This window comes from Streptococcus hillyeri, from assembly GCF_003686955.1.
Lineage (GTDB): Bacteria > Bacillota > Bacilli > Lactobacillales > Streptococcaceae > Streptococcus > Streptococcus hillyeri.
On sequence record NZ_RCVM01000013.1, the window covers coordinates 1 to 22,222 of the forward strand.

The following is a 22,222-nucleotide window of genomic DNA, read 5'->3' on the forward strand; positions in this document are numbered from 1 at the left end:
TGGCGCCGAAGGGCGTGGGGGTTCAAGTCCCTTAACCCGCATAGGAAATATAAGCCGGCTTAGCTCAGTTGGTAGAGCATCTGATTTGTAATCAGAGGGTCGCGTGTTCAAGTCATGTAGCCGGCATTTTTTTATTTTGGGCGCGTAGCTCAGGTGGTTAGAGCGCACGCCTGATAAGCGTGAGGTCGGTGGTTCGAGTCCACTCGTGCCCATCAAATTTGGAGAATTACTCAAGAGGCTGAAGAGGACGGTTTGCTAAATCGTTAGGTCGGGTAACTGGCGCAAGGGTTCGAATCCCTTATTCTCCGTATGTTCAAACGATGTTATCTTTTAGGTAACTCGTTTTATTTTTGCTAGATTTTGGGGTTTGTTGTGCGAAAATTACGTTTTTCTCGTTTTTTATTGATTAGTGTAGTGACTGTAACGTTTGTTGCTTCACTTATTTTTTTTCTTTTAAGGGATGTTAAAATAAGGAAGAATTTTTCGCAAAATTTATCTAATGTTTCAGTAACTTTGTCGTCCCTGATTTCTTATCCAGTTTCAACGGTAAAAAATTTTATTTTTGATTTTAAGTCATTAGATGAAGTTAGGGAAGAAAATTCTAAGCTAAAAGAGAGACTTTTATCTTTAGAGCCTCATGAAGAAAAATTGAAGGATCTAACTGAGGAGAATGAGTCTTTAAAGGCTAGTTTAGGGGTTAAAAATATTTATGAGAATCAAGAGGTATTAACTGGAAAAGTAATTAGTCGGTCTACAATTGCTTGGTTGGATTGGGTTTCTCTTGATATTGGCCAAAAACAAGATGTTTCTGAAAATATGTTGGTCTTATCAAATGGATACTTAGTGGGAACAATTTCTCAGGTAACATCTTATTTTTCAACCGTTAATTTATTAACTAATACTGATAATGTTAGTGAAATCCCGGTTAAAATATCGACGAATTCAGGTGATGTTTATGGTATATTATCTGGATTTGATTTGGATAAAAATACTTTTATAGTTACGAAATTGAATAAAAAGTTAGATGTATCTAAAGATGCTACAGTTTTTACAAGTGGTTTAGATGGGAAATCAGCAGCTAATGTAAAAGTGGGTAAAGTTTTAGATATTGTTTCTGAAGATGAGTTGAATCGAACGGTTTATGTTTCACCTGGTGCTGATTTTGATCATTTGACTTATGTGACACTATTGGGTGAATAATTATGGTGAAATTAAAATCATTTTTTGTGATATCGTTTTTTTTGATTCTATCTTTTATTTTTGATAGTCAGATAGTGTTACTTCTTGAAGGTGTGATTCCAGGTCCTTTCCTGTTTTCAAGTCATATGAGTCTTATTGCTTTGTTGTATTTTGAGAAGAAATATTCAAGTTTTGGACTTTATTTAATTTCAGTTATACTAGGTCTTATTGTTGATAGCTATTTTTACCATACCGTTGGATTAGCTATTTTTATTTATCCTCTACTGGTTTATTTGGTAAAGAAGCATAGCGGTTTGATTTCAATGGGATTTACCAGGTTTTTAATGATGGTAGTTCTGATTTTAATTTTTGAAGGTGGCACTTATTTTTTAGCAGTGGTCTATGGTTTAACAAAATACCCTATTAATTTAGCGATGGCCTATCACCTTATGCCAACTTTAGTGCTCAATAGTCTTGTTTTATTAGGAGTATCTCCTATTTTTAAAAGTGTTACATAGCATTATTTCTTGTGTTTTAAACTATCAATAAACTGTAACAATAGCGTAACATAGTGCCTGCTTTTTTTTGGTAGAATGTATACTGTCTTATCGAAAGGAAATTATTATTCTATGAAGAAACGTATCTTATCAGTAATATTACTCAGTGGTATCGCATTGAGTACAGCTTCAAATCTGACTCTCGTATCTGCAACTGATTATGAAGCACAAATTGCTGCAAAAGAAGCAACTATTAGTACACTTTCAGCAGAGCAGTCTGCTGCTAAAGCGCAGGTTACAGCAATCAAAACACAAGTATCTTCTCTTCAAAGTGAAAAAACGAAATTAGAGGAAGAAAATAAACGTTTGGAAGCTGAATCTGAACGATTGATTAGTGAAATTAAGGTTTTATCAGATAAAATTATTGCTCGTACAGGAGCTTTAGAAAATCAGGCTCGTAGTGCTCAACAAAATGGTGGAGCTACAAATTACATTTCAGCTATTATCGATGCAGACTCTATTTCAGATGCTATTGGTCGAGTTGTCGCTATTAGAGAATTTGTTTCAGCTAGTGAAAGTATGTTGAAACAGCAAGAAGAAGATAAATCTTCTCTTGAAAAAAAACAAGAAGAGAACCAAGCAGCTATTAATACGGTTTGGGAAAATCAAAAAACTCTTGCTGCTAATGAGGTTGCTTTGAAAACGCAACAAGCAGAACTTGAGGTGGCTCAAATTAATCTAGCTGTTCAGTTGACAACCGCTGAGAATGAAAAATCTGCTCTTCTTCAAGAAAAGGCTGCCGCAGAAGCCGCAGCTGCTGCTGCAGCAGCTGCTGAGAAAGCAGCACGTGAACAAGCTGCAGCCGCAGCTGCTGCGCAAGCACAATCAGCTCAAGCTGTTCAAGCTCAGCCTCCTGTAGCACAAGCAACGCCAGCTGTAGTAGCTAGTCCAACTGCTGCGCCAGTTGCTGTTGCATCATCAAGTGCAAAAGTAACTTATTCTGCTTCAAATACTTATCCTGCAGGTCAATGTACTTGGGGAGTAAAAGCTCTTGCACCTTGGGTTGGAAATTATTGGGGAAATGCTGGACAATGGTTAGGTAGTGCACGTTCTGCTGGTTATTCAACTGGTACAACTCCTCAAGTTGGTTCTGTAGCAGTATGGACAAACTCTTATTATGGACACGTTGCAGTTGTAACGGCTGTTCATTCTGATGGTACTATTGAAGTTATGGAATGTAATATGGATGGCACTGGAACACAACCAATTGCTAATTATCGTGGTGCTTTTAATCCAAGTAGCATTGCTGGATACATTTATCCATAAAATTTTGAGGTAAGGTAGGAATTATTTGAAGTTGAATAACTTCCTATTTCTAAAGAGAGGACTAAAATTAGTCTTCTTTTTTTGTTTAGATGACAATAGGATCTCATACTCATCCAAAATCAAAATTAGCATTTTAGAACCTCTAATACTTTTGATGGACTACCGAACAAAGTGAGGCTAAAATGTTTCTTTCTTAAAAGTAATGAGTATTAAATGGTTTCGTAGAGTTTTTGAGGTGTGAAATGAAGCTGATAAAGTCAGTATCAAAACATTTTAAGGAGTTCAATTTCTTTTTGGAGAGCCAAAGTTTTCATTCATTTTCTAATTTCTAAGCTCAAGATGAAATTATTTACCAATATGGAAAGTTCTAGAAGTCATAATCTATTTAAAAATTATTATCACTTGTTAACAATATATATTGCTGGCTTTGTCAAGTGTTACATTGGTCTGTATTGAAATCGGTTATTAAGAGACAATGGATTTCTGGTATCTAATTTTGATTTTTAACGAGTATTAGTTTTAATTTCTATTTTTGTTGACTTTATTTCATTGAAAAATCCTTTAAAAAGGGTTAAAATAGAGTTTGAAGAAAAATCTTGGAGGAAGTCATGTCTTACAACAACTTGAAGCTCTTTGCTTTGTCGTCTAATCAAGAATTGGCAAAAAAGGTAGCAGATTCCATGGGAATTTCACTTGGAAAATCATCTGTTCGTCAATTTTCTGATGGTGAAATTCAAGTTAATATTGAAGAATCTATTCGTGGGCACCATGTTTATATTCTTCAATCAACTTCTGCCCCAGTTAATCATAATCTAATGGAAATTTTAATTATGGTTGACGCCTTAAAACGTGCTAGTGCAGAGACAGTTAATGTTGTGATGCCTTATTATGGCTATGCACGTCAAGATCGTAAGGCACGTGCTCGTGAGCCAATCACATCAAAATTGGTAGCTAATATGCTTGAAGTCGCTGGTGTAGATCGTTTGTTGACGGTGGATCTTCATGCTGCACAGATTCAGGGATTCTTTGATATTCCTGTAGATCATTTGATGGGAGCGCCACTTATTGCGGATTATTTTGACCGTGCGGGATTGACTGGTGAGGATGTTGTTGTTGTCAGTCCAGACCATGGTGGTGTGACACGTGCGCGTAAATTAGCGCAGTTCCTTAAAACTCCAATTGCCATCATTGATAAGCGCCGTAGTGTGGATAAAATGAATACTTCAGAAGTGATGAATATCATTGGTAATGTAGCAGGTAAGACGTGTATCCTAATTGATGATATGATTGATACGGCTGGTACGATTTGTCATGCGGCTGACGCTTTGGCTGAAGCTGGTGCAACGGCTGTTTATGCTTCATGTACTCACCCAGTTCTTTCTGGTCCAGCACTTGAAAATATTACGAAATCTGCGATTAAGAAGTTAGTGGTCCTTGATACGATTTATCTTCCAGAGGAGCGCTTGATTGATAAAATTGAACAAATTTCAATTGCTGATCTTTTAGCGGATGCTATTATTCGTATCCATGAAAAACGTCCGTTGTCACCACTTTTTGAATTGGGCCAAAAGTAAGACTTGTATAAAATCTGTCCTATGGGCAGATTTTTTTGGTATAATGGGTCTATTATCTTTATGAGGTGAGTTTTATGGACCTTACACAACGTTTTAATAAGAATTTAAATAAGATTGAAGTGTCATTGATTCGTCAATTTGATCAATCTATTTCAGATGTTCCTGGTATTTTGAAATTGACTTTAGGTGAGCCTGATTTTAATACTCCAGATCATGTTAAGGAAGCGGCTAAGGTAGCTATTGATGCTAATCAGAGTCATTATACTGGGATGGCTGGTTTATTAGAATTGCGTCAAGCTGCGTCAGCTTTTGTCAAAGAAAAATATGGGCTTGACTATGCGCCAGAAAATGAGGTTTTGGTAACTGTGGGAGCAACAGAAGCGCTATCTGCGACTTTAACGGCTATCTTAGAGCCTGGAGATGTGGTGCTTTTACCTGCTCCTGCTTATCCTGGTTATGAGCCTATTGTGACTCTTGTAGGGGCTGAGATTGTCGAGATAGATACAACTGCTAATGACTTTGTCCTAACACCAGAAATGCTTGAAGGAGCTCTTAAACAGTATGGAGAGAGAGTTAAAGCTGTATTGCTTAATTATCCTGCTAATCCTACAGGGGTGACTTATTCGCGTGATGAAATTAAAGCTTTTGCAGCTGTTTTGGAAAAGTACCCTGTTTTTGTTGTGAGTGATGAGATTTATTCAGAACTGAATTATACCAATGAACCTCATGTGTCGATAGCATCATTTTTACCAGATCAAACAATTGTCATCAATGGTCTTTCCAAATCACATGCGATGACAGGATGGCGTTTGGGTCTGATTTTTGCACGAGAGGCTCTAGTAGCACAGATTATCAAGAGTCACCAGTATCTCGTGACTGCAGCAACTACTTCTGCTCAATTTGCTGGTATTGCAGCTTTAACAGCTGGTAAAGATGATGTAAAGCCAATGAAAGTGGAATATATTAAACGTCGTGATTACATTATTGAGAAGATGTCAGCGATGGGATTCAAAATTATTAGACCAAATGGGGCTTTCTATATTTTTGCTAAAATTCCTGTAGCCGAAGGTCAAGATTCCTTTGCTTTTCTTCAAAAATTAGCACGTGAGCAGTCTGTTGCCTTTATTCCTGGTGTTGCTTTTGGGCAATATGGTGAAGGGTATTTACGTATTTCTTATGCTGCTAGTATGGAGATTATTAAAGAAGCTATGCGCCGCTTGGAAGTCTTTATGGAGCAATATGGAAATTAAGGAAACGCGAGGAATAGTCCTCTATAATCGTAATTACCGTGAAGATGATAAATTAGTTAAGATATTTACGGAGACTGCTGGTAAGCGTATGTTTTTTATCAAGCATGCTAGTAAATCAAAATTAGCTTCAGTTATCCAACCTTTAACACAGGCTGATTTTTTAGTAAAATTGAATGATACGGGATTATCTTATATTGACGATTATCATGGTTCAGAGGCCTATCAAATGATTAACGAGGATATTTTTATCTTATCTTACGCAACTTATGTGGTTGCTTTAGCAGATGCTGCTATAAATGATAATCAACCAGATCCTCATTTATTTGCTTTTTTAGTTAAGACCTTGGCATTGATGAATGAGGGGTTGGATTATGAAATTTTAACCAATATTTTTGAGGTCCAAATTTTAGAGCGTTTTGGGGTTGCTTTGAACTTTCACGACTGTGTTTTTTGCCATCGTGTTGGTCAACGATTTGATTTTTCTTATCAGTATTCAGGTCTTTTATGTCCTGAGCACTATGATCGTGATGAACGTCGGAGTCACTTGGATCCCAATGTTCCTTACTTGTTGAATCAGTTTCAGTCAGTTAAATTTGAAGAGTTGAAAACCATTTCAGTAAAGCCAGAAATGAAGCAGAAGCTCCGCCATTTTTTAGACGATATCTATGATAATTATGTGGGTATTCATCTAAAAAGTAAGAAGTTTATTGATGGTTTGGGAGAATGGGGAAATATGATACGAAAGGACAACTAATGTTGTCTTTTTGGTTTTGTGGTATAATATGAGTATCAAATGATTTGGTGAGGAAATTATGAAAAAAATTGCAGTAGATGCTATGGGTGGTGACAATGCTCCTCAGGCTATTGTAGAAGGTGTGAACCGTGCCTTGGCAGATTTCGCAGATATTGAAGTGATTTTGTATGGGGATGACACGAAGATTCGTCCTTATTTGACAGCAACTGAGCGTGTGACGATTGTTCATACGGAGGAAAAAATCAATTCAGATGATGAGCCAACTAAGGCTATCCGTACCAAAAAGAAAGCTAGCATGGTTTTGGCTGCCAAAGCGGTTAAGGATGGTGAGGCAGATGCTGTTTTATCAGCTGGTAATACAGGTGCTTTGCTGACTGCTGGGACATTGATTGTGAAGCGTATTAAGGGGGTAGAGCGTCCAGGTTTGATGACGACTTTGCCAACAATGAGTGGTCAAAATTTTGACATGCTTGATTTAGGTGCTAATGCTGAAAATACGGCAACTCACTTACATCAGTATGGTATTCTAGGGTCTTTTTATGCTAAGAATGTGCGTGGTATTGAAAAACCACGTGTTGGTTTATTAAATAATGGTACGGAGGAGACCAAAGGAACTCCAGTACATCAAGAAGCTTATCGCTTGCTAGCGAATGAACCGTCGATTCATTTCATTGGAAATGTGGAAGCGCGTGAATTACTGAATGATGTTGCGGATGTGGTGGTATCGGATGGTTTCACGGGAAACGCTGTGCTGAAAACCATTGAAGGGACAGCAAAGTCTGTCATGGGAGCTTTGAAATCAGCGATTACTTCGGCAGGAGTCAAAGGGAAATTAGGGGCTCTTTTGTTGAAGGATAGTCTCTATGGTTTGAAGGATACGATGGATTATTCTAAAGCTGGTGGTGCGGTGTTATTTGGTGTGCAAGCACCGGTGGTTAAGGCTCATGGCTCTAGCGATGCAACTTCGATTTACTATACGATTAAACAAATTCGTACCATGTTGGAGACAGATGTGGTGTCACAGTTAGTGACAGAATTTGCAGATAAAACATAAAAATAAATAACCAAAATAAGTTATTGTTCGGATTTTAAGAATAATAACTTTTTATTTTATCTATTTTTAGTGTTTTGGTTGATGAAAGGCGAATTTTTTGGTAAAATCGTAACAACAACTGATGAAAGGCGAACATTTTCATGTCCAATCAACTTATTTATCAAGGAAAAGCTAAAGATATTTATACGACAGAAGACGAACATGTGATTAAAGCAGTCTATAAGGACCAAGCCACAATGCTGAATGGTGCTCGTAAGGAGACGATTGAAGGCAAAGGCATGCTTAATAATCAGATTTCGTCTCTTATTTTTACCAAATTAAACGCAGCTGGTGTGGCAACGCATTTTATTAAACAAGTATCAGAAACGGAACAATTAAACCAGAAAGTGACGATTATTCCTTTGGAAGTTGTCCTTCGTAACGTGACAGCAGGGTCATTTTCAAAACGTTTTGGAGTCGAAGAGGGGATGGCTTTGGAAACGCCAATTGTGGAATTCTATTATAAAAATGATGACTTGGACGACCCATTTATTAATGATGAGCATGTGCAGTTCTTGAAGATTGCGACAGAGGAAGAGATTGCCTATCTCAAGGCTGAGACACGTCGTATCAATGATTTGCTGAAAGATTGGTTTGCTCAAATAGGTTTGCAGTTGATTGATTTTAAACTGGAGTTTGGCTTTGATAAGGATGGTAAGATTATTTTAGCGGACGAATTTTCGCCAGATAACTGTCGCCTTTGGGATGTTGACGGTAATCATATGGACAAGGATGTTTTCCGTCGTGATTTAGGCAATTTGACTGATGTTTATCAAGTGGTTTTGGATAAATTGAAAGCTCTAGATTAGTCGCAGTGTTTTAGGAAAGAAAGGAAATTCGATTGGCATAACCCATCGAGCTGGTGTGAAAGAAATGGATAAACGTATTTTCGTTGAAAAGAAGGCTGATTTTCAGGTAAAATCACAGGCTTTGGTTAAGGAATTGACCCATCGTTTGCAGTTGACTAGTTTGTCAACTGTTCGCATTGTGCAGGTTTATGATGTGTTCAATTTAGTAGAAAATCTCGTTGAACGCGCTGAGAAACACATTTTTTCTGAGCAGGTGACCGATAACATTTTGTCAGAAACTGAAGTAGCAGAAGTTCTTAGTCAATCAGCCTTTTTTGCGATTGAAAGTTTGCCTGGACAATTTGATCAACGGGCAGCCTCAGCTCAAGAAGCTCTGCTATTGCTCGGCAGTGAGAGTGATGTCGTCGTGAATACCGCTCAACTTTATTTGGTGAATCAGGATATTGCAGAAGCGGAATTTGCTGCTGTAAAAAACTATCTTTTAAATCCAGTTGATTCACGTTTCAAGGATATTACGGTAGCGATTCAACCGCAGGCATTTTCAGTGTCAGATAAAACGATTCCAACCTTGGATTTCTTTGAAACTTATACGGCAGAAGATTTTTCGGTTTATAAGGCAGAGCAGGGAATGGCTATGGAGGTTGCGGACCTTGTCTTTATTCAAGATTACTTTAAATCCATTGGGCGCGTGCCGACTGAAACTGAGTTGAAGGTTTTGGACACTTATTGGTCAGACCACTGCCGTCACACGACTTTTGAAACAGAATTGAAGCAAATCAATTTTTCGGAATCACAATTTCAATCGCAGTTACAAGCAACCTATGATAAATATTTGGCGATGCGTGAGGAATTGGGTCGTTCTGAAAAGCCACAAACTTTGATGGATATGGCGACGATTTTTGGACGTTATGAGCGTGCTAATGGTCGCTTGGATGACATGGAGGTATCAGATGAAATCAATGCCTGTTCTGTAGAGATTGAGGTTGATGTCAATGGCGTCAAAGAGCCGTGGCTTCTTATGTTTAAAAATGAAACTCATAATCACCCAACAGAAATTGAGCCGTTTGGTGGAGCAGCGACTTGTATTGGCGGTGCGATTCGTGATCCCTTGTCGGGGCGTTCTTATGTTTACCAAGCGATGCGGATTTCAGGGGCTGGCGATATTACAGCTCCGCTTGCGGAGACGCGTGAAGGAAAATTGCCACAGCAGGTCATTTCAAAAACAGCAGCTCATGGGTATTCTTCATATGGAAATCAGATTGGTCTAGCAACGACTTATGTTCGTGAATATTTCCACCCAGGCTTTGTGGCTAAACGCATGGAGCTTGGTGCGGTTGTCGGTGCGGCTCCAAAGGAAAATGTTGTCCGTGAAAAACCAGAAGCTGGTGACGAGGTTATCCTTCTTGGAGGAAAAACAGGTCGTGACGGCGTTGGTGGTGCGACAGGGTCGTCTAAAGTTCAGACAGTCGAATCGGTTGAAACAGCTGGCGCAGAGGTTCAAAAAGGAAATGCCATTGAAGAACGGAAAATTCAACGCCTTTTCCGTAATGGTGAAGTGACTCGGCTTATTAAAAAATCAAATGACTTTGGTGCAGGTGGTGTCTGTGTCGCCATCGGTGAATTGGCTGACGGACTTGAAATTGATCTTGATAAGGTGCCACTTAAATATGCTGGTCTAAACGGTACAGAAATTGCTATCTCAGAATCACAGGAACGTATGGCGGTTGTGGTGCGTCCTAGTGATGTGGATGCTTTTATCTCAGCTTGTGCGACAGAAAATATTCATGCTGTAGTTGTGGCAACAGTGACTGAAAAACCAAATCTTGTCATGACGTGGAATGGGCAAACGATTGTAGATATTGAGCGTCGCTTCCTTGATACCAATGGGGTGCGCGTGGTAGTAGATGCTAATGTGGTGGACAGCGAAGTAGCTGTTCCAGAAGTACGCGTCACTTCAGCAGAAACTCTTGAAAAAGATACTCTAGCTGCTTTGGCTGATTTGAACCACGCTAGTCAAAAAGGGTTGCAGACGATTTTTGATAGTTCTGTTGGTCGCTCTACTGTTAATCATCCGCTTGGTGGCCGTTATCAAGTGACTCCAACAGAGGCCTCTGTACAGAAATTACCAGTTCAACATGGTGTGACAACGACAGCTTCTGTGATAGCACAAGGATTTAATCCTTATATCGCAGAATGGTCTCCATATCATGGGGCGGCTTATGCGGTCATTGAAGCGACTGCACGGTTAGCAGCAACAGGAGCTAACTGGTCTAAGGCGCGTTTCTCTTACCAAGAATATTTTCAGCGTATGGATAAACAAGCTGATCGTTTTGGTCAACCAGTAGCAGCTCTCCTTGGCTCTATTGAAGCTCAACTTCAGCTTGGTTTGCCATCAATCGGTGGTAAGGATTCGATGTCAGGTACTTTTGAAGATTTAACTGTCCCTCCAACGCTCGTTGCCTTTGGGGTAACGACTGCGGATACTCGTAAGGTCTTGTCGCCAGAGTTCAAAGCTGCCGGAGAGAACATTTACTACTTACCAGGTCAAGGCATTACTGCTGATATTGATTTTGCACTGATTAAGCAGAATTTTGAAACCTTGTCTGCTATTCAAGAAAAACATACGTTGACCTCAGCTTCCGCTGTCAAATATGGTGGTCTGATTGAAGCTCTAGCTCTAGCGACATTTGGTAATCGTATCGGTGTTTCTGTGGAAATAGCAGAGCTTGACAGTAGCTTGACAGCTCAATTGGGTGGTTTCATCTTTACTTCAAAAGAGGAGATTGCTGACGCTGTGAAAATTGGTCAAACGACAGCGGACTTTAACGTGGTTGTCAATGGTGTCAACTTATCTGGTGAGAGCCTACTAGCAGCCTTTGAAGGCACACTAGAAGATATCTATCCAACGGTGTTTGAACAAGAAACAACCTTGGAAACAGTACCCGCTATTGTCACTGATACCGTGAAACAAGCTAAAGAAATCGTTGACAAACCTTTGGTTTACATTCCAGTTTTCCCAGGGACAAACTCGGAATATGATTCGGCTAAGGCTTTTGAACAGGCTGGTGCTAAGGTGAACATGGTTCCGTTTGTCACTCTTGATGGTGAAGCGATTGAGCAGTCTGTTGACACCATGGTTGACCATATTAACCAAGCCAATATCCTCTTCTTTGCAGGTGGCTTCTCTGCTGCAGATGAACCAGACGGGTCTGCTAAGTTTATCGTGACGATCTTGCTAAATGCGAAGGTCCGCTCTGCTATTGACAACTTTATCGCGCGTGGTGGTCTTATCATCGGAATCTGTAATGGTTTCCAAGCTCTTGTGAAATCAGGCCTCCTACCTTATGGTAATTTTGAGGATACGACTGAAACCAGCCCAACCCTTTTCTATAACGATGCTAACCAGCACGTTGCCAAAATGGTGGAAACTCGTGTGGCGAATACCAACTCTCCATGGCTTGCAGGTGTCCAAGTAGGCGATGTTTATGCGATTCCAGTATCACACGGTGAAGGAAAATTTGTTGTGACGGCAGAAGAATTTGCAGAGTTGCGTGACAATGGGCAAATTTGGAGCCAATATGTGGACTTTACGGGTCAGCCAAGTATGGATAGCCAATATAATCCAAATGGTTCTCTTCATGCCATCGAAGGCATTACGAGCAAGAACGGGCAAATCATTGGTAAGATGGGACACTCAGAACGTTGGGAAGAAGGTCTTTTCCAAAATATTCCAGGAAATAAAGATCAAAAACTCTTTGAAAGTGCCGTGAAGTACTTTACAGGGAAATAAAATGAATGAGCGAACGAAAGTAAACTCGTAGTAGGTGCTTTTCACCGTGATAAAAAGTGATAACATCACTCTTGAGGTGTCAAAGGCTATTGACTTAGTCATGAAATGATGCCATCACCACATCAGAAAAACACCCAAAAAGGAAAAATCAAATGACATACGAAGTAAAATCATTAAACGAAGAATGTGGTGTCTTCGGCATTTGGGGACACCCACAGGCAGCCCAAGTGACTTATTTTGGGCTTCATAGCCTGCAGCACCGCGGTCAAGAAGGGGCGGGGATTGTCTCAAATGACCAAGGACATCTGTTGGGCCACCGTGATACGGGGTTGCTTTCAGAGGTCTTTAAAAATCCAGCTGATTTGGAAAAATTAACAGGAACAGCAGCGATTGGGCATGTGCGCTATGCGACAGCAGGCGCAGCCTCAATCAATAACATTCAGCCCTTCCTTTACACCTTTACCAATGAGCAACTAGCCCTTGCCCACAATGGGAATTTAACCAATGCGGTGTCGTTAAAAAAAGAATTGGAAGCGCAAGGGGCCATTTTTAATGCTTCATCAGATACGGAAATCTTGATGCACCTCATTCGCCGTAGCCACAATCCAGAATTTATGGGTAAGGTTAAAGAGGCTTTGAATACTGTCAAAGGTGGCTTTGCTTATCTTTTGATGACAGAGGACAAGCTCATTGCGGCGCTTGATCCTAATGGCTTCCGTCCGCTTTCTATTGGACAAATGAAAAATGGCGCTTGGGTAGTCTCTTCAGAAACCTGTGCCTTTGAAGTGGTTGGTGCCGAGTGGGTTCGTGATGTCAATCCCGGTGAAGTGATTATCATTGATGACAATGGCATCCAGTACGATACTTACACCACTGATACACAGTTGGCTATTTGTTCGATGGAATATGTGTATTTTGCGCGTCCTGACTCCACCATTGCGGGTGTCAACGTCCATACGGCTCGTAAGAATATGGGAAGAAGGCTGGCGCAGGAATTCAAGCATGAAGCTGACATTGTGGTTGGTGTGCCAAACTCATCCTTATCAGCAGCTATGGGCTTCGCTGAAGAATCAGGTCTGCCAAACGAAATGGGATTGGTCAAAAATCAATACACGCAGCGGACCTTTATCCAACCAACGCAAGAATTGCGTGAGCAGGGTGTTCGCATGAAACTCTCAGCGGTATCTGGTGTCGTCAAGGATAAACGTGTGGTCATGGTTGATGACTCGATTGTTCGAGGGACAACGTCACGCCGTATTGTTCAATTATTGCGTGAAGCTGGTGCCAAAGAAGTCCATGTGGCGATTGGAAGTCCAGAACTAAAATACCCATGTTTTTACGGGATTGACATCCAGACGCATCGGGAATTGATTTCTGCCAATCATAGTGTGGAAGAAGTGTGTGACATTATTGGGGCAGATAGCCTAACCTACCTCTCTCTTGATGGCTTGATTGAGTCTATTGGTCTTGAAACCGATGCGCCAAATGGTGGGCTCTGTGTGGCTTATTTTGACGGGAACTACCCAACACCACTTTACGATTATGAAGCAGAATATCTTCGTAGCCTTGATGAGAAGACAAGCTTTTATATTGAAAAGGTGAAGTAATGGAGAAGGCTATTAACAAAATACATCATCTCATGGCTGGCATTAGTCTTATACTGTTACCGATATTGAGTATTTTAACGGTTGTCTCTCTCATGGAGAAACATATCTGGGCAGGATTAGGTTATGGTGTAGCGGTCTTGGTTTGGCTCTACTCTCTCTATCAGTGGAATGAAATTTTAAAACTATTAAAAGACGATAAGGTTAAATAGCACTGCTATTTTCCAAAAGGATTGACGGTAAATTGACGGTTGGTTTACAAGGTTGACAGGTTTGTCAACATCAAAAAGGAGAAAGAAATGTCTGAAAACAAAAATGCGTATGCCCAATCTGGTGTGGATGTTGAAGCTGGTTATGAGGTTGTTGAGCGAATTAAGAAGCATGTGGCGCGTACAGAGCGTCTTGGTGTGATGGGAGCTCTCGGTGGCTTCGGTGGGATGTTTGACCTAACGACAACAGGTGTCAAAGAGCCAGTCCTTATCTCTGGGACAGACGGTGTTGGGACCAAGCTCATGCTAGCGATCAAGTATGATAAGCATGACACGATTGGTCAGGACTGTGTGGCCATGTGTGTCAACGACATCATCGCTGCTGGTGCTGAGCCACTTTACTTCCTTGACTATGTGGCGACGGGTAAAAATGTTCCTGAAAAGTTGGAACAAGTCGTGGCTGGTGTGGCAGAAGGCTGTGTGCAAGCTGGGGCTGCTCTTATTGGTGGAGAAACCGCTGAAATGCCTGGAATGTATGGCGAAGACGACTATGATTTAGCTGGTTTTGCAGTAGGGATTGCTGAGAAGTCTCAGATTATTGATGGCTCAAAAGTTAAAGCAGGCGATGTTCTTCTTGGACTTGCTTCTAGCGGGATTCATTCGAATGGGTATTCTCTCGTTCGTCGTGTTTTTGCAGATTACACAGGTGACGAAGTATTGCCTGAGTTAGAGGGGCAAAAACTGAAAGATGTTCTTCTTGAACCAACCCGCATCTATGTCAAAGCCGCTCTGCCATTGATCAAAGAAGAACTGGTTAATGGGATTGCCCACATCACGGGTGGTGGATTCATTGAAAATGTGCCTCGTATGTTTGCGGATAATTTAGCGGCAGAAATTGATGAGGATAAAATTCCAGTTTTGCCGATTTTCAAAGCCCTTGAGAAATACGGTGACATTAAGCATGAGGAAATGTTTGAAATCTTCAATATGGGGATTGGGCTCATGTTGGCGGTTAGTCCGGAAAATGTGGCGCGTGTGACAGAGCTTTTGGATGAACCAGTTTATGAGATTGGTCGTATTGTGGAAAAAGCTGACGCAAGTGTGGTGGTTCGCTAATGGCAAAAAAGATAGCAGTATTTGCTTCGGGTAACGGTTCTAACTTTCAGGTCATTGCAGAGCAATTTCCAGTTGAGTTCCTCTTCGCTGATAAACGAGAGGACTATGTGCTAGAACGTGCTCAGAACTTGGGTGTGATTAGCTATACCTTTGAACTCAAAGAATTTGAAAACAAGGTGGCTTACGAAGAAGCCATTGTGGAATTGCTAGATAAGCACCAGATTGATTTGGTTGTTTTGGCAGGCTATATGAAAATTGTGAGTCACACCTTGCTATCTGCCTATGAAGGACGCATCATCAATATTCACCCAGCCTACTTGCCAGAATTTCCGGGTGCTCACGGTATCGAAGACGCTTGGAAAGCTGGTGTTTCTCAGAGTGGAGTAACTGTTCACTGGGTGGATTCAGGGGTAGATACAGGACAAATTATCAAACAAGTCCGTGTACCGCGTTTAGCAGATGATACGCTTGACAGTTTTGAAACGCGAATTCATGAGGCGGAGTATCAGCTTTATCCAGAAGTGTTGAGAGAGTTGGGAGTGGAAGGATGACTGTTGAAACGCACTATATTGCTTTAAAAGAGATGCTAAAGTCGAAACCCAAAAAGCTAGAGAGTCAATCGGACTGGCTATTGGTTTTGGCAAATACCATGCGGGCTATGGTTGTCAATACAGACAAATGTCAGTTGGCTTATCTCGATAGTTTATTGGTAAAAGGAACCAGTCAAGAGTTAAAGCTTGCTTTTGATTTCTGCCAAGGGCGATTTGGAGGAAATGGTTTTTCTTATCGTAGGCATCCTAATTACCTATATTTGTGTAGTTTAGTAGCAACCTTTCCAGAATTTGAAGTATCCTCAGAAGATCAAGCTTACCTCAAGGAAGTGATAGGATACAATCACTATCTTTTATATGACATAGACTAGTTTTTATGACGTTAATAAACTAGAGATTGAGTGACTGGAGGTCATTCATTGAAAAGGAGATATCATGACAAAACGTGCACTGATCAGTGTATCTGACAAAGCGGGCATTGTAGAATTTGCCCAGGAATTAACAGCCCTTGGTTGGGAGATTATCTCAACGGGTGGTACAAAAACTGCTCTTGACAATGCAGGGGTAGCTACCATTGCTATCGACGATGTGACAGGTTTCCCTGAAATGATGGACGGTCGTGTTAAGACCCTTCATCCAAAAATCCACGGTGGGCTTTTGGCACGTCGTGATTTGGATAGCCATTTGGAAGCGGCAAGCCAGCATGAGATTGGCTTGATTGACCTTGTGGTGGTCAACCTTTATCCATTTAAAGAGACGATCTTGCGTCCAGATGTGACTTACGATTTGGCGGTGGAAAATATCGATATCGGTGGCCCTTCTATGCTCCGCTCCGCTGCGAAAAACCATGCTAGCGTAACGGTTGTGGTAGATCCAGCAGACTATGCGGTGGTTCTTGATGAGCTCAAGGCAGATGGTGAAACGACTTACGCTACTCGTCAACGTTTGGCGGCTAAAGTTTACCGTCACACAGCAGCTTATGATGCCTTGATTGCGGATTACTTTACAGCGCAAGTTGGTGAAACCAAGCCTGAAAAACTAACCATCACTTACGACCTCAAACAGCCGATGCGCTACGGCGAAAACCCTCAACAGGATGCTGATTTCTACCAGTCAGCGATTCTGACGGAGTATTCTATCGCGTCAGCGAAACAGCTCAACGGTAAGGAACTTTCATTCAATAACATCCGTGATGCTGATGCGGCTATTCGCATTATCCGTGATTTCACAGACAAACCGACAGTGGTGGCGCTCAAGCACATGAACCCTTGTGGTATCGGTCAAGCAGACACGATTGAAGGGGCTTGGGACAATGCTTACGCTGCTGACCCAGTTTCGATTTTCGGTGGAATTGTCGTTCTCAACCGTGAGGTGGATGCGGCTACCGCAGAAAAAATGCATCCGATTTTCTTAGAAATCATCATTGCACCAAGTTATTCAGAAGAAGCGCTAGCTATTTTGACCAATAAAAAGAAAAACTTGCGCATCTTGGAGTTGCCATTTGACGCACAAGAGGCGAGTGAGAATGAAGCGGAATACACAGGTGTAGTTGGCGGAATGTTGGTGCAAAACCAAGACGTCATCAAGGAAAATCCAGCCGACTGGCAAGTCGTGACCAAACGTCAACCAGATGCGCGTGAGCAAGTGGCTCTTGAGTTTGCTTGGAAGGCCATCAAGTATGTGAAATCAAACGGTATCTTGATTGCCAACGACCACATGACCCTTGGCGTTGGCCCGGGTCAGACCAACCGTGTGGCCTCTGTCCGTATCGCGATTGAGCAGGCTAAAGACCGCCTTGATGGTGCAGTCCTTGCCTCAGATGCCTTCTTCCCATTTGCAGATAACATCGAAGAAATCGCAGCCGCAGGCATCAAAGCCATCGTCCAACCAGGTGGCTCCGTCCGCGACCAAGACTCGATTGACGCTGCAGATAAGCACGGTATTGCAATGATCTTTACGGGTGTGAGACATTTTAGACATTAAGGAGAATATATGAAAAATGTAATAAACAAGAAAGTTAATGGGAATGTAAATAACATTGATAATTCAATAAAACAAACAAATAATTATTTTCTTACCAATATAACAACTAATGTTGGTGAGAGTGGCTCATCAAGTGGTGAGGCGGAAATGTTTGGAATTTGGAATTCTTGCACTAGCTGTAATGGCAATTTTAGTTATATTTTTTAATCCAGTCATGGATTTTCTAAATAATAATATCAACTATGTGTGGTCATATCTTGTTGTTGTTTCTTTAGTTCCGTTAATCTATATTGTTATAAAATCAGGTGATTATAAAATAAAAAATACAATTATTGCAGTAGTGCAGATTGTTGTAGTTGTGATTGCGAATATTATTAATCAGAATCTTCATTTCCCAGAGGAATTAACCAATTATTTGAGTCAATATTCTAACGGACAATTAGGAGCAGACAACTTTTCAAATGCTTTTGCTAGTTATTTTAGTGAAGGAAATTCTCAGTTGGTTGTCTATTTATTTTTGTATAGCATATGTTATGCACTTTCTCTCTTATCTCCGGTTGCTATTGCATATGGAACTTTTAGATTTAAAAAGATACCTAATATTTTGCCATGGATAGCTATAATAATTTCACTACTATTCAGTTTTTTTGGACTAAAAATAATTGAGTAGGGATACAAGGATATTGAAATTTTAGATATTTAGCTTTACTTAAACAAGGAAAGCTATACTAGAATCAATCCTAAATAACTTTTCTTTTTTCATAATCTCCTAGAGAATCTCAATTCACAAGAGTTGGGATTTTCTTTTTTATTTTACGAATTAATTATAAAATGACTGCTTTATTGACAAGAGAAGGGAAAAGTTCCAAAATAAGAATCAAAGTATTCAAGAGGTGGAAAATATGGCAACAATGACACTACGTATCAATGATCAAGATGGTGAATTGATTAAGAAATATATCCAAGTAAACGGGTTGACCATTTCAGAATTTGCGCGTCAGGCTATGTTGGAAAAAATTGAAGAAGAGTACGATTTGCAAGTACTTCGTCAGGCGATGGCCGAGGATGATGGGGTGAGAATTTCTCACGAAGAACTGATGAAGGAATTCGGTCTATGAGTTATCAGGTAACTTATACCCAAAAGGCAGTCAAGCAACTTAAAAAATTAGATGCTTTCACTCGTTCTACAATTTTGTATTGGATTGATAAGCATTTAGCGAATACAGACAATCCTCTCCAATATGGCAAAGGTCTAGCCGCTAATTACTCTGATAAGTGGTGCTATCGTGTCGGACTTTATTGTATCCTATCCAACATTTATGACGATGTCATCGTGATTGAAAGTGTTGCAGTCGGATATCGTAAAGAAATCTACTAAAACAAGCTGTCTGGCTTGTTTTTTGCTATAATGAAATCAGAAACTCACAGGAGGTCATTATGACAGAGGGAAAACAGTACAACTGGGCGACATTGGGGACGGGTGTGATTGCAAATGAGTTAGCGCAAGCCTTGGAGAGTCAAGGTAAAAAGCTTTACTCGGTTGCCAATCGGACCTATGATAAGGGCGTAGCTTTTGCCCAAAAATATGGGATTGAGAAAGTTTATCAGAACATTGATGAGGTTTTTGAGGATCCTGAGGTGGATATCATTTACATCTCGACGCCACACAATACCCATATCAATTTCTTGCGAAAGGCTTTGGCTAAGGGCAAGCATGTGCTGTGTGAGAAGTCCATTACGCTGAATTCTGAAGAATTGGCAGAGGCGATTGCTTTAGCAGAAGAAAACCATGTGGTATTGGCGGAAGCTATGACTATTTTCCATATGCCGATTTACCGTAAGTTGACAGAGGTGGTGGCTTCTGGCAAGTTGGGTGAGCTCAAGCTGATTCAGATGAATTTTGGGAGTTATAAGGACTACGACATGACCAATCGCTTTTTCAGCCGAGAGCTAGCAGGCGGTGCTTTACTTGACATCGGTGTTTACGCTCTTTCTTTTGTTCGTTGGTTCATGAGTTCTATCCCAAATCAGATGGCTTCACAGGTCAAGCTGGCGCCGACTGGCGTGGATGAGCAGGTGGGGATTCTTCTGACCAATGCCGAAGGAGAGATGGCGACGATTGCGCTCAGTCTTCACGCCAAGCAACCAAAACGCGGAACCATCGCTTACGACAAAGGTTACATCGAGCTCTACGAGTACCCACGTGGGCAAAAGGCGGTCATTACTTACACTGAGGATGGTCACCAAGAAGTGATTGAAGCTGGTGATACCGCACAGGCCCTTTCTTATGAACTGGCTGATATGGAAAAAGCTGTCGCAGGTATTGAGAATCGTATGTATCTTGATTATACCCGTGATGTCATGGCGATGATGACGCGGCTCCGCAGGGAATGGGGCATGACTTACCCAGAGGAAGAGTAAATAAAATGATTTTAAGAATTTTTAAAGAAAACTTTTAGGAATGCTTAAGGATGACAAGCTATACTATAACCATCCTAAATAAATTTTTTCTTTTTTATAAATCTCCTAAGAAGAAGGTTGGGACATAAATCTCAACCTTCTATTTTTAATGGTAATAACAGATTGACGCAGTGGTTGATTGGAAGTCTCCAACTGGGCACTTCTTCATTTTCAAGTGTCCACCTAAAACAGTTCACCGGACTGTTTTAGTACTACGCAATCGTTAGCGGTCATCCTAATCAACTGTGCGGAGGTGAGATGACAAAATCGAAATCGTCATTTTTTGACGATTTAACGATTTTTGTCCCCCTCTCTTTTTTACGTTTTACATCAGATCACCCAGTTTTGGGTGATTTTTTTTGATACCACCGCATATTATTTTAAAAATAACGAACAAATATGTTATAATGTAACTATATTATTCGTAAGTTAAATCCGTAATCACTGATGTGATGGTTTGAAGGATTAAGGTGAGGTAATCGAAATGAAATTACTTGTTGTTGGTTCAGGTGGTCGTGAACATGCGATTGCTAAGAAATTGCTAGAGAGTCCCCAAGTTACAGATGTCTTTGTCGCGCCAGGAAATGATGGCATGACCTTGGATGGCTTGCAATTGGTTAATATCGGAATTTCCGAACATTCTACGATGATTGATTTTGCTAAAGCAAATGACATTGCTTGGACTTTTATTGGACCAGATGCTGCCTTGGCAGCTGGCATCGTTGATGAGTTTAATCAAGCGGGACTCAAAGCCTTTGGGCCATCACGTTTAGCAGCGGAGCTGGAGTGGTCAAAAGATTTTGCTAAGGAAATCATGGTCACATACGGTATTCCGACAGCAGCCTATGGCACATTTTCCGACTTTGACAAAGCAAAGGCCTACATCGAAGAAAAGGGTGCACCAATCGTGGTGAAGGCGGACGGCCTAGCGCTCGGTAAGGGTGTGGTCGTGGCTGAGACGGTGGAGCAGGCGGTTGAGGCGGCGCGTGACATGCTTTTGGACAATAAGTTCGGCGATTCAGGTGCGCGCGTGGTGATTGAGGAGTTTCTGGACGGTGAGGAATTTTCGCTCTTTGCCTTTGTTAATGGCGAGCAGTTTTACCTCATGCCAACGGCTCAGGATCACAAACGTGCCTTTGATGGCGATAAGGGGCCAAATACGGGTGGTATGGGGGCTTATGCGCCAGTTCCTCATCTCCCGCAAAGTGTTGTGGACACAGCGGTTGAGACTATCGTGAAGCCAGTCCTCAAGGGGATGATAGCAGAAGGGCGTCCTTACCTTGGGATTCTCTACTGTGGCTTGATTTTGACAGCTGACGGACCGAAGGTCATCGAGTTCAACGCTCGCTTTGGAGATCCCGAGACTCAGATTATCCTCCCTCGCCTAACCTCAGATTTTGCGCAGAATATCACGGATATTTTAGAGGGCAAACCAGCCAACATCACGTGGCACGAAGACAGCGTGACCCTTGGCGTTGTCGTCGCATCAAACGGCTACCCGCTCGATTACGAAAAAGGCGTAGTCCTTCCAGAAAAGACTACTGGCGATATCGTCACCTACTATGCAGGGGCTAAGTTTTCGGAAAATAGCAAAGCATTGCTATCTAATGGCGGTCGCGTCTATATGCTCGTCACCACAGCCGATACTGTCCCAGCAGCGCAGGAAAAAATCTATGCTGAACTCACTAACCAAAACACCGAAGGCCTCTTTTACCGAAATGACATCGGAAGCAAAGCCGTGAAATAAAATATAATGTAATCAGAAGAACGAGCGTAAGCGAGATAAACCCGTCAGTTGTTGCCGTTCAGAAAAGCATAAATGAGAAAGAATTTAGAAAGAAATTTGACATTAGAAGGTTTGCGACACGAAGAAGCGATTTCGATAATAAATCGCTGATGAGTTAGTGCAGTGCTTAGGCTATGTCCGATAGGAATAGCCGTAGTTGGTTGAGTGAAGTATTCACCAACCAAACTCAGCACTGCCTGACGTCCCACAGCACTTAAACACCTTATCAAAAAGAAAAAAA

20 protein-coding genes and 3 tRNA genes are annotated in these 22,222 nt (G+C 41.2%); all 23 read left to right on the forward strand.

The genetic code is table 11. From position 1 onward, the window contains the following. The first annotated feature begins 53 nt into the window (after positions 1-53). The 23 genes from EAF07_RS06940 to purD all read left to right on the forward strand — a co-directional run bounded on the left by EAF07_RS06940 (position 54) and on the right by purD (position 21,942). Positions 54-126, forward strand: a tRNA-Thr gene (locus EAF07_RS06940). A gap of 12 nt (positions 127-138) precedes the next feature. After that, positions 139-212 (forward strand) — tRNA-Ile (locus tag EAF07_RS06945). Positions 213-220: 8 nt separating this feature from the next. Further along, positions 221-308 (forward strand) — tRNA-Ser (locus EAF07_RS06950). 64 nt (positions 309-372) lie between these two features. Beyond that, positions 373-1,200: a rod shape-determining protein MreC gene (mreC, locus tag EAF07_RS06955; protein WP_183121673.1), complete on the forward strand. Its 828-nt coding sequence runs from the start codon at positions 373-375 to the stop codon at positions 1,198-1,200. A gap of 2 nt (positions 1,201-1,202) precedes the next feature. Continuing rightward, a complete protein-coding gene (gene mreD / locus EAF07_RS06960) occupies positions 1,203-1,697 on the forward strand; it encodes a rod shape-determining protein MreD (RefSeq protein ID WP_121835858.1) in 495 nt (164 codons plus the stop codon). Positions 1,698-1,808: 111 nt separating this feature from the next. Continuing rightward, the gene (gene pcsB / locus EAF07_RS06965; RefSeq protein WP_121835859.1) at positions 1,809-3,002 is read left to right on the forward strand and encodes a peptidoglycan hydrolase PcsB; all 1,194 of its coding nucleotides are present in this window, start codon (positions 1,809-1,811) and stop codon (positions 3,000-3,002) included. Positions 3,003-3,610: 608 nt separating this feature from the next. Further along, on the forward strand, positions 3,611-4,576 hold the full coding sequence (locus EAF07_RS06970) for a ribose-phosphate diphosphokinase (protein WP_121835860.1): 966 nt from the start codon (positions 3,611-3,613) through the stop codon (positions 4,574-4,576). A gap of 74 nt (positions 4,577-4,650) precedes the next feature. Beyond that, the gene (locus EAF07_RS06975) at positions 4,651-5,826 is read left to right on the forward strand and encodes a pyridoxal phosphate-dependent aminotransferase (protein ID WP_121835861.1); all 1,176 of its coding nucleotides are present in this window, start codon (positions 4,651-4,653) and stop codon (positions 5,824-5,826) included. Next, positions 5,816-6,580, forward strand: a complete 765-nt coding sequence (gene recO, locus EAF07_RS06980; RefSeq protein WP_121835862.1) for a DNA repair protein RecO — start codon at positions 5,816-5,818, stop codon at positions 6,578-6,580. Before EAF07_RS06975 ends, recO begins: the two co-directional genes overlap by 11 nt. Positions 6,581-6,638: 58 nt before the next feature. Next, a complete protein-coding gene (gene plsX, locus EAF07_RS06985) occupies positions 6,639-7,634 on the forward strand; it encodes a phosphate acyltransferase PlsX (RefSeq protein WP_121835863.1) in 996 nt (331 codons plus the stop codon). A 140-nt stretch (positions 7,635-7,774) separates the two neighbouring features. After that, positions 7,775-8,482, forward strand: a complete 708-nt coding sequence (gene purC / locus EAF07_RS06990) for a phosphoribosylaminoimidazolesuccinocarboxamide synthase (RefSeq protein WP_121835864.1) — start codon at positions 7,775-7,777, stop codon at positions 8,480-8,482. A 64-nt stretch (positions 8,483-8,546) separates the two neighbouring features. After that, positions 8,547-12,272 (forward strand): phosphoribosylformylglycinamidine synthase, encoded by a 3,726-nt coding sequence (locus EAF07_RS06995; RefSeq protein ID WP_121835909.1) that lies wholly within the window; start codon positions 8,547-8,549, stop codon positions 12,270-12,272. A gap of 152 nt (positions 12,273-12,424) precedes the next feature. Continuing rightward, positions 12,425-13,879, forward strand: a complete 1,455-nt coding sequence (gene purF / locus EAF07_RS07000) for an amidophosphoribosyltransferase (protein WP_121835865.1) — start codon at positions 12,425-12,427, stop codon at positions 13,877-13,879. Then, on the forward strand, positions 13,879-14,088 hold the full coding sequence (locus tag EAF07_RS07005) for a hypothetical protein (RefSeq protein ID WP_121835866.1): 210 nt from the start codon (positions 13,879-13,881) through the stop codon (positions 14,086-14,088). The genes purF and EAF07_RS07005 overlap by 1 nt, the downstream gene beginning before the upstream one ends. An 87-nt stretch (positions 14,089-14,175) precedes the next feature. Beyond that, a complete protein-coding gene (purM, locus tag EAF07_RS07010; protein ID WP_121835867.1) occupies positions 14,176-15,201 on the forward strand; it encodes a phosphoribosylformylglycinamidine cyclo-ligase in 1,026 nt (341 codons plus the stop codon). Continuing rightward, entirely contained in the window at positions 15,201-15,752 is a 552-nt protein-coding gene (purN, locus tag EAF07_RS07015; protein WP_121835868.1) for a phosphoribosylglycinamide formyltransferase, read from the forward strand. The genes purM and purN overlap by 1 nt, the downstream gene beginning before the upstream one ends. After that, positions 15,749-16,123, forward strand: a complete 375-nt coding sequence (locus EAF07_RS07020) for a hypothetical protein (protein ID WP_121835869.1) — start codon at positions 15,749-15,751, stop codon at positions 16,121-16,123. The genes purN and EAF07_RS07020 overlap by 4 nt, the downstream gene beginning before the upstream one ends. Positions 16,124-16,187: 64 nt before the next feature. After that, positions 16,188-17,735: a bifunctional phosphoribosylaminoimidazolecarboxamide formyltransferase/IMP cyclohydrolase gene (gene purH / locus EAF07_RS07025; protein WP_121835870.1), complete on the forward strand. Its 1,548-nt coding sequence runs from the start codon at positions 16,188-16,190 to the stop codon at positions 17,733-17,735. 151 nt (positions 17,736-17,886) lie between these two features. After that, positions 17,887-18,405 carry a hypothetical protein gene (locus EAF07_RS07035; RefSeq protein ID WP_142925596.1) on the forward strand — a complete coding sequence of 173 codons (519 nt, stop codon included), beginning with the start codon at positions 17,887-17,889 and terminating at the stop codon, positions 18,403-18,405. Positions 18,406-18,637: 232 nt separating this feature from the next. Beyond that, positions 18,638-18,853, forward strand: a complete 216-nt coding sequence (gene relB, locus EAF07_RS07040; protein ID WP_121835873.1) for a type II toxin-antitoxin system RelB family antitoxin — start codon at positions 18,638-18,640, stop codon at positions 18,851-18,853. Beyond that, positions 18,850-19,113 carry a type II toxin-antitoxin system RelE family toxin gene (locus EAF07_RS07045; protein WP_121835874.1) on the forward strand — a complete coding sequence of 88 codons (264 nt, stop codon included), beginning with the start codon at positions 18,850-18,852 and terminating at the stop codon, positions 19,111-19,113. The genes relB and EAF07_RS07045 overlap by 4 nt, the downstream gene beginning before the upstream one ends. Before the next feature lie 59 nt (positions 19,114-19,172). Then, entirely contained in the window at positions 19,173-20,156 is a 984-nt protein-coding gene (locus tag EAF07_RS07050) for a Gfo/Idh/MocA family protein (RefSeq protein WP_121835875.1), read from the forward strand. Between the two features lie 523 nt (positions 20,157-20,679). Beyond that, positions 20,680-21,942, forward strand: coding sequence for a phosphoribosylamine--glycine ligase (purD, locus tag EAF07_RS07055; protein ID WP_121835876.1), 1,263 nt, complete (start codon positions 20,680-20,682; stop codon positions 21,940-21,942). Positions 21,943-22,222 lie beyond the last annotated feature (280 nt).